Annotated in this window: 13 protein-coding genes; 7 read left to right on the top strand and 6 right to left on the bottom strand. The window is 60.9% G+C overall.

Features of this window, described 5'->3' with window-relative positions; all coding sequences use genetic code 11:
• Nucleotides 1-22: 22 nt before the first annotated feature.
• From DUT91_RS09925 to DUT91_RS09910, 4 genes are all read right to left on the bottom strand, one after another.
• Complete coding sequence (locus tag DUT91_RS09925) at nt 23-4,822, bottom strand: NAD-glutamate dehydrogenase (RefSeq protein WP_425373774.1); 4,800 nt, start codon at nt 4,820-4,822, stop codon at nt 23-25.
• Nucleotides 4,823-5,016: 194 nt separating this feature from the next.
• Nucleotides 5,017-5,658: a TPM domain-containing protein gene (locus DUT91_RS09920; RefSeq protein WP_114440256.1), complete on the bottom strand. Its 642-nt coding sequence runs from the start codon at nt 5,656-5,658 to the stop codon at nt 5,017-5,019.
• 9 nt (nt 5,659-5,667) lie between these two features.
• The gene (locus DUT91_RS09915) at nt 5,668-6,456 is read right to left on the bottom strand and encodes a TPM domain-containing protein (RefSeq protein WP_147272178.1); all 789 of its coding nucleotides are present in this window, start codon (nt 6,454-6,456) and stop codon (nt 5,668-5,670) included.
• Between the two features lie 98 nt (nt 6,457-6,554).
• Entirely contained in the window at nt 6,555-7,178 is a 624-nt protein-coding gene (locus DUT91_RS09910) for a LemA family protein (protein WP_114440254.1), read from the bottom strand.
• A 217-nt stretch (nt 7,179-7,395) separates the two neighbouring features.
• Here DUT91_RS09910 and DUT91_RS09905 point away from each other — a divergent pair, with 217 nt between their 5' ends.
• From DUT91_RS09905 to DUT91_RS09895, 3 genes are read left to right on the top strand one after another with little or no spacing between them, the layout of a single operon-like run.
• Entirely contained in the window at nt 7,396-7,656 is a 261-nt protein-coding gene (locus DUT91_RS09905; RefSeq protein WP_114440253.1) for a hypothetical protein, read from the top strand.
• 60 nt (nt 7,657-7,716) lie between these two features.
• Nucleotides 7,717-8,601 (top strand): pyridoxal kinase PdxY, encoded by an 885-nt coding sequence (gene pdxY / locus DUT91_RS09900; protein ID WP_114440252.1) that lies wholly within the window; start codon nt 7,717-7,719, stop codon nt 8,599-8,601.
• A 50-nt stretch (nt 8,602-8,651) separates the two neighbouring features.
• The gene (locus DUT91_RS09895; RefSeq protein WP_114440251.1) at nt 8,652-9,311 is read left to right on the top strand and encodes a carbonic anhydrase; all 660 of its coding nucleotides are present in this window, start codon (nt 8,652-8,654) and stop codon (nt 9,309-9,311) included.
• Between the two features lie 105 nt (nt 9,312-9,416).
• Here DUT91_RS09895 and DUT91_RS09890 read toward each other — a convergent pair whose 3' ends face one another.
• On the bottom strand, nt 9,417-10,247 hold the full coding sequence (locus DUT91_RS09890) for a lytic murein transglycosylase (RefSeq protein WP_114440250.1): 831 nt from the start codon (nt 10,245-10,247) through the stop codon (nt 9,417-9,419).
• Between the two features lie 224 nt (nt 10,248-10,471).
• Here DUT91_RS09890 and DUT91_RS09885 point away from each other — a divergent pair, with 224 nt between their 5' ends.
• The 4 genes from DUT91_RS09885 to rpsP all read left to right on the top strand — a co-directional run bounded on the left by DUT91_RS09885 (nt 10,472) and on the right by rpsP (nt 14,829).
• Nucleotides 10,472-12,169 (top strand): L-lactate permease, encoded by a 1,698-nt coding sequence (locus DUT91_RS09885; RefSeq protein ID WP_114440249.1) that lies wholly within the window; start codon nt 10,472-10,474, stop codon nt 12,167-12,169.
• A gap of 303 nt (nt 12,170-12,472) precedes the next feature.
• On the top strand, nt 12,473-14,056 hold the full coding sequence (gene ffh / locus DUT91_RS09880) for a signal recognition particle protein (protein WP_114440248.1): 1,584 nt from the start codon (nt 12,473-12,475) through the stop codon (nt 14,054-14,056).
• Between the two features lie 5 nt (nt 14,057-14,061).
• The gene (locus tag DUT91_RS09875) at nt 14,062-14,364 is read left to right on the top strand and encodes a chorismate mutase (RefSeq protein ID WP_114440659.1); all 303 of its coding nucleotides are present in this window, start codon (nt 14,062-14,064) and stop codon (nt 14,362-14,364) included.
• A 60-nt stretch (nt 14,365-14,424) separates the two neighbouring features.
• Nucleotides 14,425-14,829 (top strand): 30S ribosomal protein S16, encoded by a 405-nt coding sequence (gene rpsP / locus DUT91_RS09870; RefSeq protein WP_114440247.1) that lies wholly within the window; start codon nt 14,425-14,427, stop codon nt 14,827-14,829.
• Nucleotides 14,830-14,925: 96 nt separating this feature from the next.
• Here the strand turns inward: rpsP and DUT91_RS09865 are convergent, their stop codons facing one another.
• Nucleotides 14,926-16,422: a CoA-acylating methylmalonate-semialdehyde dehydrogenase gene (locus DUT91_RS09865; RefSeq protein ID WP_114440246.1), complete on the bottom strand. Its 1,497-nt coding sequence runs from the start codon at nt 16,420-16,422 to the stop codon at nt 14,926-14,928.
• Nucleotides 16,423-16,545 lie beyond the last annotated feature (123 nt).

Below are 16,545 nucleotides of genomic sequence, written 5' to 3'. Positions count from 1 at the left end.
GTGACGGAACCGGAGGCTCCCTTCAAGCAGCCAGATCAGACATCAATCCCGCAGCCACGGCAAGCCGCGAAACGGTGAGATCGCCGCCTTCCGCCAGGGCGGTCATGCGCTGGCGTATCGCCTCCACCTGTGGATTGCCGCCGGCGAGCCATGCCGCCGCAGGGTCCTTCTCGCCGCCGAAGCGCGCCAGCGCCGCAATGGTGATCGCCCGCGTGGCCTGAGCGATCGTGTCATTGGCTCGTGCCAGCGCCATCCCGTCATAATAGTCGGTGATGGGAATAGTCCGCGCCGCCTCCTCGATCCGGCCGAGACGGAAGACCTCGGTGATGGTAAAATAGGTCCGCGCCGCGGCCATCAGATCCGATTTTGAGAGATGAGCAATGAGGGCGATGTCGGGCACGACGGACGCGATTTGCAGCCGGGCGAGTCGGGCGGCGAGGTCCGCCGGCGCGCCCTTTGCCGCGAAGCTGGCGGTATCGTCGGCAATGACGCCCGCCATGAAATCCGGCATCAGCTTGCCAAGGCGCGGCTCGAGAATGCGGCGGGCATTGCGGATCGCCTCGACGAATTCGGCAAGCGTCGCATTGGAACTGTCATTGCGAAGCACCCAGGCCGTCGTCCAGTGTAGCATCCGCGAGACCTCGGCATAGAACTCGTTTTGCACCGTGCCGGGCACCTGATTGTCCAGCCTGTCAATGGCGTCGAACACGTCATCGAGTTCGAAGCCGTCGCGCACCGCCACATAGGCGCGCAGAATCTCAGCCGGGAGATTGCCCGTCATGTCCTGCAGCCGGTTGACGAAAGTCGGCCCGCCGCGATTGATCGCGTCATTGCCGAGGAGGGTCGCGATGATGTCGCGTTTCAGCCGATGGCTTGCGATCTCCGGCGCATAGGTCTTTGTCATGCGCTTTGGAAAATAGCCGAACAACTCCGGCTCGAAATAGGGATCGTCGGGAAGGTCGCTTTCAACGATCTGGTTGACCAGCACGATCTTGGCATAAGCGAGAAGCACGCCCAGTTCCGGACGAGTAAGCGCTATCCCGCGCGCCTCCCTTTCGCTGAGTGCCTGATCGTCCGGCAAGGTCTCGACCTTGCGGTCGAGGAGCTTCTGTCTTTCCAGATCGGCCATGAACCGCGCCTGATAAGGCAGATCTGCAAGCCCGCGACGCTCCGCCAGCGAAATCGCCAACGGCTGCAGGTAATTGTTGCGCAGCACCAGCGCGGCGACCTCCTCGGTCATCGCGGCCAGCAGACGATTGCGCGCCGGACGCTCCAGTTGGCCCGTACGCATCGCCGCCGCGAGTGCGATCTTGATATTGACCTCGACGTCGGAGGTGTTGACCCCGGCCGAATTGTCGATCGCGTCGGAATTGCAGCGTCCGCCGGCCAGACTGAACTCGATGCGGCCACGCTGCGTGACGCCGAGATTGGCGCCCTCGCCGATAACCTTGGCGCGCACTTCGCCACCGGTGATGCGGATCGCGTCGTTGGCGCGGTCGCCGACCTGGGCATCGCTTTCGCTGCTGCCACGAATATAGGTGCCAATGCCGCCGAACCACAGGAGATCGACCGGCGCCTTCAAGATGGCATTGATGAGTTCCTGCGGCGTCACATTCGTCTTGCCGATGCCCACCGCCTGCGCGGCCTGCGGCGACAGCGAGATCGTCTTGAGCGTACGCGAATAGATGCCGCCGCCCGCCGACAGCTTGGATCGGTCGTAATCCTGCCAGCTCGAGCGCGGCAGGTCGAACAGGCGCTGGCGCTCGGCTATCGCACCAGCCGGATCGGGCTCCGGATCGATGAAGATATCGCGATGATCGAAGGCGGCGATGAGCTTCGTCTGGCTGGAAAGCAGCATGCCGTTGCCGAAGACGTCGCCCGACATATCGCCGACGCCGGCAACAGTGAACGGCGTCGTCTGGATATCGATATCCATTTCGCGGAAATGCCGCTTCACGGCTTCCCAGGCACCGCGAGCCGTGATGCCCATCTTCTTGTGGTCGTAACCCGCCGATCCGCCCGAGGCGAAGGCGTCGTCCAGCCAGAAATCATGCGCCTGGCTGATGGCGTTCGCCGTATCGGAGAAGGTTGCGGTGCCCTTGTCGGCGGCAACGACGAAATAAGGATCGTCATTATCGTGGCGAATGACATTTTGCGGGGGCACGACCCTGTCCCCGACGATATTGTCGGTGACAGAGAGAAGGGTCGAGATGAAGATGATATAGGCGGCGCGCCCGGCTTCGAAGATCGCATTGCGGTCTCCCACCGGCAGGCGCTTCGGATAGAAGCCGCCCTTCGCGCCGACCGGCACGATCACCGCGTTCTTGACCTGCTGCGCCTTTACCAGACCAAGCACCTCGGTGCGGTAGTCCTGTGCGCGATCCGACCAGCGGATGCCGCCGCGCGCCACGGGGCCAAAGCGCAGGTGCACGCCTTCGACCTCCGGCCCATAAATGAATATCTCGCGCCAGGGCCGCGGTTCGGGCAGACCCTCGACCTCGTGTGGATCGAGCTTGAACGCGAGCGTCACGCGCGGCGAGCCGTCTGCCTCGGGTGCGAACGCATTGGTACGCAGCGTCGCCTCAATGAGATTGAGGAAGCGGCGCACGATCTGGTCGTCGTCGAGGCTCGGGACGGATTGCAATTCCAGATCGACAGCATCGCGAATCCGCTTTTCCGCGCCTGTCTTGGCGTCCTCGCCGGCGCGCGCCGGATCAAACCTCAGATCGAACAGATTGTGGAGATTACGCGCGATATCAGGATAGCGATTGAGTGTCGCGGCGATAAAACCCTGCGAATAGGCGATGCCGGCCTGCTGGAGATAGCGGCCATAGGCCCGCAGGATCATGATCTCGCGCGCCGATAGCCGCGCCGTCTGCACCAGCGCATTGTAGCCGTCATTGTCGGCGGCCCCGTCCCACACCGCGCGGAACGCCTCTTCGAGAAGCGCGCCATCGTCGCTCAGATCGACAGGAACCCCGAACGCATTGACGAGTTGCATGTCATGCACATGCACCTTGATCCCATTGTCTCCGGGCAGTTCGAAGGTCTGCTCGCTGATGACCTGGAATCCCATGTTCTCCAGAAGCGGCACGCGCCGCGACAGCGCCACCGCCGCCCCGTAATGATAGATTTTCAGCGATGCCGCATCCGCTGCGTCGGCACGATGCTTGTAGAAATCGACATAAAGCGGATTGTCCGGCGAAAGCGCGGCGATGCGCTCCGCATCGACCAGGGCCTCGGTGGGCGTAAAGCTTTCGCGGTAGGAATCGGGAAAGCTCGACGCCAGCGCGGCTATATTGACGCCACAAACGACCGGAGTCCCCGAAAACGCCTCAGCCGCTTCCTGGACCGCGTCTTCCCACGTGCGCACGATAGCGCGGATTTCCGCCTCAAGCGTTTCGCGCGCCACCTCGGGCACAGGGCCTTCCGCACGGCGGACGATGAAGTGGATACGCGTCAGCGTTCCCTCGATGAAGGAGGGGTGGAAATCGATGCTCTGTCCGTCATAGACGCGCATCAGATATTGGCTGATCTTCTCGCGAACGATCGAATCGTAACGGTCGCGCGGCACATAGACCAGGACGGAAACGAACCGTCCGAACGGATCGATGCGCGGCAGGGCGCGCACGCGCGGACGCTCGCCCAACGCAAGGATGTTTTCCGCGTTGGCCACCAGCGTATCCACATCGATCTGGAACAGCTCGTCGCGCGGATAATCCTCCAGCACATTGAGCAGGGCTTTGCCCGAATGGTCCTGCGGATTGAACCCGAGTATCTTGATGACCGCATCCACCTTGGGGCGCAGATAGGGTATCTTGGTGACAGAACGCGTATAGGCGGTGGAGGTGAACAGGCCGACAAAGCGCAGTTCTCCCGTGACCTCGCCCTTATCGTCGAAGGTCTTGATGCCAATGTAATCGAGATAGCCGCGCCGGTGCACCCTTGAGCGGGTGTTCGCCTTGGTGACGATGAGGGCTTCCGGCCCCTCGAGAAAGGCCAGCGTCTCGCTCGTTGCCGTCGTGCCGGTGTCGCCGCGGCGCAGCACGCGTACCGAAGGGTCGCTCAGGATGCCCAGTTGCGGTTTATCGGCATGCACGAGCTCTCGCTTCTTGCCCTTGCCGCGGTAGTCATATTCGCGCATGCCGAGAAAGGTGAAATTGTCGTCGCGCAGCCATTCGAGAAACTCGATCGCCTCGGCGACATACTTCTTCTTTCCAGGCGGTGGATTGGTCTTGTAGGCCTCGATCGCCTTGTCGAGGCGCTTCAGCATCGGCTTCCAGTCCCGCACGGCGGCCTGCACCTGACCGAGCACCGTCTTCAACGAAGAGGCCAGATCCTCGCGCGTGGACTCGTCGAGCATCGGCAGATGGATCTGCATGACGCTGACCCGGTCCGTGCCCTTTGCTTCCGGACCGGCCGACGCCTCGCCACGAACACTGACGCCGTTTTCGCCATGCACCACGTCGAGCACCGGATGCAGCACCAAATACACTGTGCTGATCCTCTGGCTGATCTCGCCCATGACCGAATCGAGCAGGAACGGCATGTTGTCGTTGATCAGCGTGACGATTGTCACAGGCCGCCCGGCACGCAGCACTTTGTTTGTGCCATCGACGGAAACTACGCTGTTGCCCTTGCGGTGTCTGGAGAGCTCGGCGAAGGCCAGGCGGGCTGATTCCTCCAGGGCAGCGCTGTCATATTCAGCAAGGTCTTCTGGCGGAGCCCATTCGAACAGCAGAGCCGCGAAATCCTTCAGCCCCTCCTTCTTGTCAACCTTCCTCGCGACTGCCCCAAGTTCCCGTTCCTGCCTGGCTGACACTTCCATACTCCCGTGGGAAAAAATTACGTCGCAAGCCTATCAGATCGGTTTGCGGTTGCGACCACAAACTGCCTCCGCAGAGTGAACTTGCCATGACAAAGCAAGAAAATGAGGCAAAAAATATCGAGAACGAAAGAAAAACTGTGCGAAAAAACGGTTTTTGCCCCGCAATTTCGCCGCGCCTGAATCTCCGGTCAGAGTTCGACCAGATGGTCGTTGAGCTCATTGACCTGGTCGGCTACCGGCGGAAAATGCCTGGCAAGCAGGTCGCCTGATTTTTCGATTGCCGCGACAAAGCCATCAGCCACCTCGGCGCGCGATGCATGGTGGGTGAGGATGGCGACGATGCCGTTCCATTCCTCCTGCTCGACCTTGGCGTTAATGCCCGCGTCGGCAATCACCTCGGCATAATGCTCGGCCAGCGAAACGAACAGGAGAACACCGGTTCGTTGCGACGTGACATGGATATTGCGCGCCAGGAATTGCTGAACCGCGTTAAGATGAGCGCGGCGATAGCGGATGCGGTGCGGCACCAGCACCATGCGCACCGCTGGCGCCAGCCATAGCACAAGCACGACGGAGACGAAGGCCGCCAGAATCGCCAGTCCGAAGACCGGTAGGGAAACATCGAACCAGTACCAATGCGCCAGAAGCGCTACGATAATCGCGGCAATGATGATGCCGCACGCCGCGACAAAACCCGCGGCATAAAAATAATCGTCGCTGCGGCGCGCCAGGACGGCATAGATCTCGCCACTGGTTTTTTCTTCCGCGCTGCGAATCGCCTCCGCGATGCGGGCGTGATCGGAAGCATCAAGAGATTGCTGCATCGACATATTTCTCTCCTACCAGCTTCCGGATGCGCCGCCGCCGCCCGACGAACCGCCGCCGCCGGAAAATCCACCGCCTCCGCCGAAGCCTCCACCACCTCCGAAACCGCCGCCGCCCAACCAGATCCCGCCGGCGCCAAGGCCACCGATTGATCTGCCGGTCTGCATGCCGAGCCATTGATAACGCCCTGGCCCGATCTTGCGGCCGAAGATCGGCGCGAGCAGCGCAAAGCCGAATCCGCCGAAGAAGATGAAAGCCCAGAACGCCATGAAAATCACGGAAACCCAGTCGATCCCCCCGGAGGATTGCGCCTGGATATTGCTCTGCGCCCGCGCCTGTAATTCAGCGGCGTCGCCCCCGAGAACCGTCAATATCCCATCGACCCCCTTGGAGATTCCGCCTGAATAATCGCCCTGCCGGAAGGCGGGAACAATCGCGCTCTGGATGATGACGCTCGACAGCGCATCAGTCATCGTGCCCTCGAGCCCGTAGCCGACCTCAATGCGCACCTTCCGGTCATTCGGCGCAACCACGAGCAGAATGCCGTTGTTCTCTTTCTTCTGCCCCAGTCCCCAACTGCGAAACAGTCGGTTCGAATAGGATTCGATATCCTCGCCCCCGAGGCTCGGCACGGTGACGACAACGACTTGATCCGAAGATTTGGCCTCAAAGGCTGCAAGCTTCTCGTCAAGCGCCGCCCGCGTCTGCGGATCGATGACATTGGCCGCATCGACGACCCGTCCGGTCAGCACGGGCAATGCGGTATCCGCCACCGCGATGGCGACGGATAGGACAAGCGCCATCACGACGCCTATCGCCATGCGCGCCACCATATGAACCCATCGTGCGGAACCCCGGCCGACAGGTATCTCTCGGGTAAATGTCACGGCAGCGCCACCCGTCAGTTGTTGAAGTTGACCTTCGGTGCCTGCTGGGCGGCCTCATCGATGGCGAATGTCGGCATGGGCTGGTTGTTGCGGAACCAGATCCACTTCCAGATCATCGTCGGGAAGGTCTGCAGGGACGTGTTATAAACGCGCACGGCCTCGATATAGTCACGCCGCGCGATCGCGATGCGGTTTTCTGTGCCTTCGAGCTGTGACTGGAGCGCCAGGAAGTTCTGGTTGGCCTTCAGATCGGGATAATTCTCGACCACCGCAAGCAGGCGCGACAGAGCCCCGCTCAGATTGGCCTGGTTCTGCTGGAATTCCTTGAAAAGTTGCGGATTGTTGAGCATCTCGGGCGGCAATTGCACCTGCGTCGCCTTGGCGCGCGCATCGACCACTGCGGTCAGCGTATCCTTTTCATGCGTCGCGTAGCCCTGAACCGTCGCCACAAGATTGGGAATGAGGTCGGTGCGGCGCTGATACTGGTTCAAGACGTCGCTCCAGGCCGCCTTGACTTGCTCCTCCTGGGTCGGAATTGTATTGAAGCCGCATGCTGACAAAAGCGGCACCAACACGGCAAGCAAAAGCGCAGGAAAGAAGCGGCGACCGAATGGCCGCAGATTGGCAACAGCTGACATGCATATCTCCTGATAACGACCCCCGGATTTCGGCCTCCGGATTTCGGCCTTTGACGAAAAAACGCAGCACCATCCCCAACACAGTAGCGCGAGAGTAACCGTATTCGCCGTCAAAGAAAACAGCCAAGTATTTGCCATACCGGCATAAAAATATGCATGGTGACTCCGAGCGAAATATTTATGTCGAATAAGGGGTTATAAGGGAGAAAACGCAGCGATGACTGGACGCCACGAGGGCGACAACGGCAGGGAAACGGAAGCCCGGCACATCCTGGACAGGATCAGCCGCGAATCCACGGCCGATCACGGCATGGTGGCGCGTAATATCAAGCGCACGAAGAAGCACCTGTCCGCTGACGATGCCGATTCGTCCGACAGCATCGAGCTGTGGGGAACGCGCATAGGGCGGGCGCTCGGCCTGCTCCTGATTATGGCTGCAATCGTCTGGATCCTGATCTATCTTGCCCGCACGTCTTGAAATGCCATTTTCTTCCTTCCAGCGTAAAGACGCCACAACACGTCCAGCAGGCCCCATTTGATGAACAATTCCAAAGTGTCGGACGCCAATGCCGTCATTGTCATTTCCAGCCATGTCGTGCGCGGCTCGGTCGGCAACCGCGCCGCCGTCTTCGCGCTGGAAACGCTGGGCCATCCCGTATGGGCTGTTCCGACGGTAATCCTGCCGTGGCACCCCGGACATGGTCCGGCGACGCGCATCATCCCCGACCAGAAGCAATTTGACGCGCTGATCGCCGATCTGGAACGTGCGCCCTGGCTGGGCGAGGTCGGAGCCGTGCTGTCCGGTTATCTCGGCGAGGCTTCGCAGGCGGCAAGCGTCGCCAGGCTAGTTGGCGCGGTCAAGGCAACGAACCCCCGTGCCCGCTATCTCTGCGATCCTGTAATCGGCGACGAAAAAGGGCTCTATGTCCCGGAAGCCACAGCGATCGCCATTCGCGACCGCCTGATGCCACTGGCCGACATGGCGACGCCAAACCGCTTCGAGCTTGCCTGGCTGACGGGCGTACCGCTGGAGGACAACAAGACGATCATGGAAGCGGCGCTTGAGGCAGGCCCCGCAACGATGCTAGTCACATCCGCGGTCCCGATGATGACGGGCAGCACCGGCAACATCCTGTTGACGCCGACTTTGGCGATGATGGCGGAACACCGCCATGTCGATGGACCGACGAATGGTCTGGGCGATCTGACCGCGGCTCTTTTCCTTGCGCGCACCATGGCGGGCCTTTCCCATGAAAAGATCCTGCAGGGAACGACATCGGCCGTTTTCGAAATCATGGCCCGCGCTGCCAAGCGCGGCGCCGACGAATTGATGCTCGAAGCCGACGCCGCGAGCCTGTCGACGCCTATGGCCATGGTGCAGATCCGCCGGCTCATGCATCCGACGAGAGGCCTGAAGACCTAGGCGTTCTAAAAGGAATTGATCTTCTTCTCGACCGGCGCTATTCCACAGACATGACCGATCTTCCCGATAATGATCTTCCCCACGCACTTCTCACTGGTTATCGCAATTTCATGTCAGGGCGCTTCGCGAACGAATCGCTGCGCTACAAGGAATTGGCCGAACAAGGGCAGACGCCGGAGACGATGGTCATCGCCTGCTGTGATTCACGCGCCGCGCCGGAAATCATCTTCGACACCCGCCCGGGCGAGATTTTCGTTGTGCGCAATGTGGCCAATCTGGTGCCCCCCTATGCGCCGGACGGTGAATATCACTCCACATCGTCCGCACTCGAATTTGCCGTGCAGAGCCTCAAGGTCAAGCATATCGTTGTACTCGGCCACGGCCGCTGCGGCGGCATCAAGGCAGCGCTCGATTCCGAAAGCGTGCCTCTCTCGCCGAGCGACTTCATCGGCAAATGGATGAGCCTCGTCGCGCCTGCCGCCGAAACGATCGCGGCAAATACGCTGATGACCTCGGGCGAGCGGCAGACCGCGCTGGAGCGCATCTCCATCCGCTATTCCATAGCCAATTTGCGCAGTTTCCCCTGCGTCGATATTCTGGAGAAGAAAGGCCGCCTCACGCTGCATGGCGCGTGGTTCGACATCTCCACCGGTGAATTGTGGGTCATGGACCGCAAGACCGGGGATTTCATCCGCCCATCCGGGGAGTGACACATCTTCCGGCGCTGAAACGCTGCTTGCCGGATATGCCTATCGCGAGTCTCGCATCGTGATGGACGGGCGCCGCACGGTTCATCGCGCAGCGCCCTATAAAACTCAGCCGTCGATTTCCTTGCCGATGATGGCAATGGCCCGCTGATAGACGCTGGCGTCGTTCCAGCCCTGAAGAGCGCCGAAATTGACCTGTCCCGGCTGATACCCGCCGCCCCGCTGCCAGCCATGGCCGCGCAGGAAGTTCGCCGTCGAGGCAAGGGCATCCGCCTTGGAACGCGCCATGTCGATATGTCCGTTGCCGTCCCCATCGACGCCGAATTTGAGCACGTTGGCCGGCAGGAACTGCGTCTGGCCGATCTCGCCATGTGCGGCGCCGATCGCCGAGGGGCTCAGATCTCCCCTGTCGATGAGTTTGAGCGCGGCATAGAGCTGTTCCGTGAAATAGGCGGAACGGCGGCAGTCATAGGCCAGCGTCGCCACTGCGGAAAGCGTGTTCTGATTGCCCAGGAAGTTGCCGAAACCTGTTTCCATGCCCCAGATCGCGATCAGCGGCCCGGCGGGGACGCCGTAACGCTGCTCCAGGCTGGCAAAGAGCTTGGCGTTCTGCTTTTTAATCGACTTGCCGCGATTGATGATCGCCTGCCCACCACGTTTCTGCATGAACTGGTCGAGCGAGAGCTTGAAGCTCTTCTGGTTGCGGTCGGCGGAGATTGTCTTGGTGGCATAGCGGGTCTCGTCCAGGGCGTTCAAGGCCCGCCCACTGATGCCCCGCGCCGCGGCCTCCTGCTTGAACTGCTGCACCCAGGCAGTATACCCGGCAGCATTGTTGCCGCACGAGGCGGCCTCGGCATTGCCCGTAGCGGCCAACATGCCTGTTGCGAGAATTACTAATGCTACGGCCATTTTCGACCGGCTTTTGGCAAGCAGCGCCATTCTTTTCTCCTTTGGGGGTGATTCGACCTCGACGCGAATTTGCCATTCATCCTGTGAATTGTCACGGTACCCGGAACAGGTTGCAGTCTCCCTATGCCGTGAAAAACCGCTCCACCTGAAGAAAATCCCTTAGACCTATTGCTTATTGCATAGTGGTTAATTTTATTTACCAGCATGTGCAGGCATATACCCGCCTGGATCTGGCGACGACGAGGGAGGACGCTATGTCGAACGGATTTCTTGCACTATTTGCATTTCTGCCAATTCTGGTGGCCGGCTTGATGCTGGTCGGGTTTCGTATCCAGGCGCGGATTGCGATGCCCATTACCTATGTTCTGACCATCATTATCGCCATGACGGTGTGGGGCATGAGCGGTAACCGCGTGATCGCGTCCACGCTCCAGGGACTTATCCAGACGATCGGTCTGCTCTGGATCATTTTCGGGGCGATCCTGCTCCTCAACACGCTCAAGCATTCCGGCGGCATTTCCGCGATCCGTTCCGGCTTCGCACAGATCAGCCCGGACCGCCGCATCCAGGTCTTTCTGATTGCCTGGCTGTTCGGCTCCTTTATTGAGGGTGCATCGGGTTTCGGCACGCCGGCTGCCGTGGTGGCGCCGCTGATGGTCGCCATCGGCTTTCCCGCCCTTGCGGCCGTCACCTTCGGCCTGATGATCCAATCCACGCCGGTGTCTTTCGGCGCGGTCGGCACGCCGCTCATCGTCGGAGTCCAGTCGGGCCTCAATCGCGAGGCGCTGACGGCGCAGTTGCAGGGCATGGGATCGAGCTGGGAACAGTTTTTCCACATCATCACGTCGGAAGTGGCGATCCTGCACGCGATCTGCGGCACCTTCATGCCGCTGTTCCTGGTCGTCATCATGACGCGTTTTTTCGGACATAACCGCTCTTGGACTGAAGGCTTGTCAATCCTGCCTTTCGCGCTTTTTGCGGCCTTTGCCTTCACCATCCCCTATGTGCTGAGCGCGGTTTACCTCGGCGCTGAATTTCCGTCCATGATCGGCGGTCTCGTTGGCCTGACGCTTGCAACGCTCGCGGCACGTGCCGGCTTCCTGATGCCGAAGGACAAATGGGACTTCGCTCCGCCCTCGCAATGGCCTTCGAGCTGGATGGGCAGCGTCGAGATCAAGCTTGATCAATTGACGTCGAAGAAGATTCCGTTGTTTCTGGCATGGACGCCTTACGTGCTTCTGGCGGTTCTCCTCGTAGTCAGCCGAACGGTGCCATCCGTCGGCAATGCGCTGAAGTCGGTAACATTCGCCGCCAAGGATATCATGGGCGAAACCAACATAAGCGGCGATTTCGCTCCGCTCTTCCTGCCCGGTGGGCTTCTGGTCATCGTCTGCCTGATCACCTTCTTCCTGCACCGCATGAATGCCGGACAATTCGCCAAGGCATTTGGCGAAAGCACCAAGACCCTGCTCGGCGCAGGGTTCGTGCTGCTCTTCACCGTGCCTATGGTACGCGTGATGATCAATTCCGGCGTCAATGGCAACGACTTGGCCAGCATGCCGCTGATGGTGGCCGACTGGGTGGCGACGGAAGTGGGCAATGTCTATCCCTTCTTCGCCCCGTCGGTCGGTGCATTGGGCGCATTCCTCGCCGGATCCAATACCGTATCGAACCTGATGCTTAGCCAATTCCAGTATGGCGTAGCGGAAGGGCTTGGTATCTCCGGAGCACTCATGGTGGCCGGTCAGTCGGTGGGCGCCGCAGCTGGCAACATGATCGCCATCCACAATGTCGTGGCAGCCTCGGCGACGGTCGGCCTGCTTGGACGTGAAGGCACGACGATGCGCATGACTATTATTCCGACCATCTATTATGTGGTGCTGGCAGGGACGCTGCTGATGATCGGGCTTTACATGCTCGGCATTGGAGATCCGCTCGCAGGCGCACAGTAATAGAAGAGGAGATTGGCCCGGTGCCGGCGCCGGGCCAATTCGCGGCCGAAATTGCGGGGCTTTGCTTGACTTTGCCGTGCTTTTCCTGTTTAAGCACGCCATTCATCCGCGACGAGCAGAGACTCTCGAAGCAGCCGACCGGGACCCAATTGGTCTAAACAGATCCCGGAGGTCCACACCCGACAGCGCGATGCGCCCTCGGGTGTTGTTTTGCTTTGGCCTGTTCGGGACTATTGGGCTTCGGCGCGGAACGACCTACCTGTTGCGACGGACTTGCCGTTGCACGGGTAAGAAGGAAAACTGATGTTTGAAACTCTACAGGATCGCCTCGGCGCGATATTGAACGGCCTGACCGGCCGCGGCGCCCTGTCCGATCAGGACGTGGCGGCGGCGCTGCGCGAAGTTCGCCGCGCGCTGATCGAGGCCGACGTCGCGCTCGACGTGGTGCGCGGCTTCACGGATCGCGTCCGCGAGAAGGCCGTCGGCGCGGAAATCCTGAAGAGCATCAAGCCCGGACAGATGGTCGTCAAGATCGTTCATGACGAGCTGGTCGAGATGCTCGGCTCCGAAGGCGTCACCATCGATTTGAACGCCCCGGCTCCGGTCGTCATCATGATGGTCGGCCTGCAGGGATCCGGCAAGACCACGACGACGGGCAAGATTGCCAAGCGCCTTGCGGAGCGACAGAAGAAGAAAATTCTGATGGCCTCGCTCGATACGCGCAGGCCCGCCGCGCAGGAGCAGCTTCGCCAGCTTGGCATCCAGACCGGCGTCGATACGCTGCCCATCATCGCCGGCCAGTCGCCTGTCGAGATCGCGGCGCGCGCCGTCCAGGCGGCAAAGCTCGGCGGACACGACGTGGTCATTCTCGACACGGCGGGCCGCACTCATATCGACGAGCCGCTGATGGTCGAGATGGCCGACATCAGGAAGAAGGCCAATCCGCATGAAATCCTGCTCGTCGCAGATGCGCTGACGGGACAAGACGCCGTCAATCTCGCCCGCTCCTTCGACGAGCGCGTCGGCATCACGGGCATCGTTTTGACCCGCATGGACGGCGACGGCCGCGGCGGTGCTGCATTGTCCATGCGTGCCATCACCGGGAAGCCGATCAAGCTCATCGGCACCGGCGAAAAGATGGATGCGCTGGAGGAATTCTATCCCCGCCGGATCGCCGACCGCATCCTCGGAATGGGCGACATCGTCTCGCTCGTCGAGAAGGCCGCTGAAAACATCGACGCCGAAAAAGCGGCCGCGATGGCGAAGAAGATGCAGTCCGGCAAGTTCGACTTGAACGATCTTGCCGACCAGTTGCGCCAGATGCAGAAGCTCGGTGGCATGGGCGGTATCATGGGCATGATGCCCGGTATGGCCAAGATGAAGGATCAGGTCGCCGCGGCGGGCCTCGACGACACCATGTTCAAGCGCCAGCTCGCCATCATCGGCTCGATGACGGCGGCCGAGCGAAGCCATCCTGATATGCTCAAGCACAGCCGCAAGCAGCGCATCGCCAAGGGCTCCGGCACCAACGCCGCTGACATCAACAAGCTCCTGAAGATGCACCGCCAGATGGCCGACATGATGAAAGCCATGGGCGGCAAGGGCAAGGGCGGCGGAATGATGCAGAAGATGATGGGCGGCATGGCCTCCAAGATGGGCCTTGGTGGTATGGGCGGCGGCCTTGGCGGTCTCGGGGGTATGGGCGGCGGAATGCCTGACCTCTCGAAACTCGATCCCAAGCAGCTCGAAGCTTTGCAGAAGCAGGCCGAAGCCTCCGGTTTGGGCAAGGGCGGGCTTCCCGGCCTTGGCGGCGGTTTGCCCGGCCTGCCCGGCGGCCCGCGTCTTCCCGGTCTTGGTGGACTTCCCGGTTTGCCGAAGAAGAAGTGACGGATATGAACGACAAAAGCCTGCCCGAGCTTTCCGCTCTGCGTGCCTCGATCGACAATATCGATGCCGCGCTCATTCACATGCTGGCCGAGCGCTTCCGCTGCACCCAGGCAGTGGGCGTTCTGAAAGCCGAATACGGGCTCGCTCCTGCCGACCCGGCCCGTGAGAAACAGCAGGTCGAGCGGCTGCGCCGTCTGGCGCAGGAGGCGAGCCTCGACCCCGATTTTGCCGAGAAGTTCCTCAACTTCATCGTCAAGGAAGTGATCCGCCATCACGAGAATACCGCTGCTGAACGCAGCGCCAGTTAAAAATGCCACAACCAAGCACCGCCGCAAGGCGGTACATGAACAGACCAACAGGAGAATGAAATGCCTTTGAAAATCCGTCTGGCCCGTGCGGGCTCGAAGAAGCGTCCTTACTACCACATCGTCGTTGCCGACGTCCGTTCGCCGCGCGATGGCCGCTTTATCGAAAAGATCGGCGCCTGGAACCCGACGCTGCCGAAGGATGCCGAGCGCGTCACCCTTGATGCCGACCGCATCACCCATTGGCTCGGCCACGGCGCACAGCCCACCGACCGCGTCCTGCGCTTCCTCGATCAGGCAGGTCTCGCCAAGCGCCCTGCCCGCAGCAACCCTGAAAAGGCACTGCCAGGCAAGAAGGCGGTCGAGCGCATCGCTCTCGCAAAGCAGGCCGAGGAAGATGCAGCAGCCAAGGCTGCCGAAGCCGCTCAGGCAGCCGAAGCTCCAGCCGCGGAAGCCGCAAGCGAGTAATCCGGCACAGGATATCGCGGCGTAAGCAGCTTTATTCCATTCCAAACGAAAAACGGCAGCCTCCCGGCTGCCGTTTTTGTTTCCCGATTCCGGTGATCAGTTCATCGTCGGGATGACGAACTCCGCGCCCTCCTTGACGCCGGACGGCCAGCGCGAGGTGACGGTTTTGGTCTTTGTGTAGAAGCGGAACGCATCCGGACCATGCTGGTTGAGATCGCCGAAGCCGGAAGCTTTCCAGCCGCCGAATGTGTAGTAGGCGATCGGCACCGGGATCGGTACATTGATACCGACCATCCCGACCTGCACGCGCGAAGCGAAATCGCGCGCCGCGTCGCCGTCGCGGGTGAAGATGGCGACGCCGTTGCCATATTCATGCTCATTCGGCAGGGCCAGCGCTTCCTCGTAGTTTTTCGCCCGAACGACCGAGAGGACGGGACCGAAGATCTCTTCCTTGTAGATGCGCATGTCGGGCGTGACGTGATCGAACAGGCAACCACCCATGTAATAGCCGTTCTCATAGCCCTGCATCTTGAAGTTCCGCCCGTCGACGACGAGCTTCGCCCCTTCCTGCACGCCGAGATCGACATAGCCGCGCACCCGATCGAGCGCCTGCTTCGTCACCAGCGGGCCGTAATCGGCGCTCGCATCGGTCGATGGCCCTACCTTAAGGCTTTCAACACGCGAAATGAGCCTTTCGACCAGACGATCCGCCGTCTCCTGACCCACGGGCACGGCCACCGAGATCGCCATGCAGCGCTCTCCCGCCGAACCATAACCGGCGCCGATCAGCGCATCGACCGTCTGGTCCATGTCGGCATCAGGCATGATGATCATGTGGTTCTTGGCGCCGCCGAAGCATTGGACGCGCTTGCCGTTGGCGCAACCGCGCGCATAGATATATTGCGCGATCGGCGTCGAGCCGACGAATCCGATGGCCTTGACATCAGGATCGTCGAGCAGCGCGTCAACCGCATCCTTGTCGCCATTGACGACATTGAAAATTCCGGCGGGAAGCCCTGCTTCAATGAAGAGTTCGGCAAGACGCATCGGAACACCCGGATCGCGCTCGGACGGCTTGAGGATGAAGGCGTTGCCACAGGCGATCGCTGGCGCTGCCTTCCACAGCGGGATCATCGCCGGGAAATTGAACGGTGTGATGCCGGCGACGACACCCAACGGCTGGCGCATCGAGTAAGTATCGATGCCCGGGCCGGCATTATCGGTGAATTCGCCCTTCAGCATATGCGGCGAGCCAAGACACACCTCGACCACTTCGAGGCCGCGCTGAATATCGCCCTTGGCATCGGGAATGGTCTTGCCATGCTCACGGGCGAGCAGTTCGGCCAGCGAGTCGAACTCCGCCTCGACCAGTTCCAGGAACTTGCGCAGCACCCGCGCCCGGCGTTGCGGATTGGTCGCACCCCATTGCGGCTGCGCCGACTTGGCATTCTCGACAGCGGCCCGCACCTCTTCCTTTGTCGCCAGGGCAACCTTGCCCTGGATCGTACCGTCGAGCGGTTGAAAGACGTCGGAGGTACGCCCGCCCTTGCCCTCCACATGCTTTCCCCCGATGAAATGGCCAATATTGCGCATTACGCCTTCTCCCTTGCGGCTCTGATTGTCCGGAATTTATGCGGCTATCATCGCTCTGCAAAATTCATATGGCAAGGCGCGGCAAGGCGTATCCGTTGTGCAGAAACTATAGTAATTATTCAC

The organism is Paramesorhizobium salinisoli (assembly GCF_003335045.1).
Lineage (GTDB): Bacteria > Pseudomonadota > Alphaproteobacteria > Rhizobiales > Rhizobiaceae > Paramesorhizobium > Paramesorhizobium salinisoli.
The sequence above is the reverse complement of the archived record's forward strand: the minus strand, read 5'-3'. Positions and strand labels throughout refer to the sequence as shown.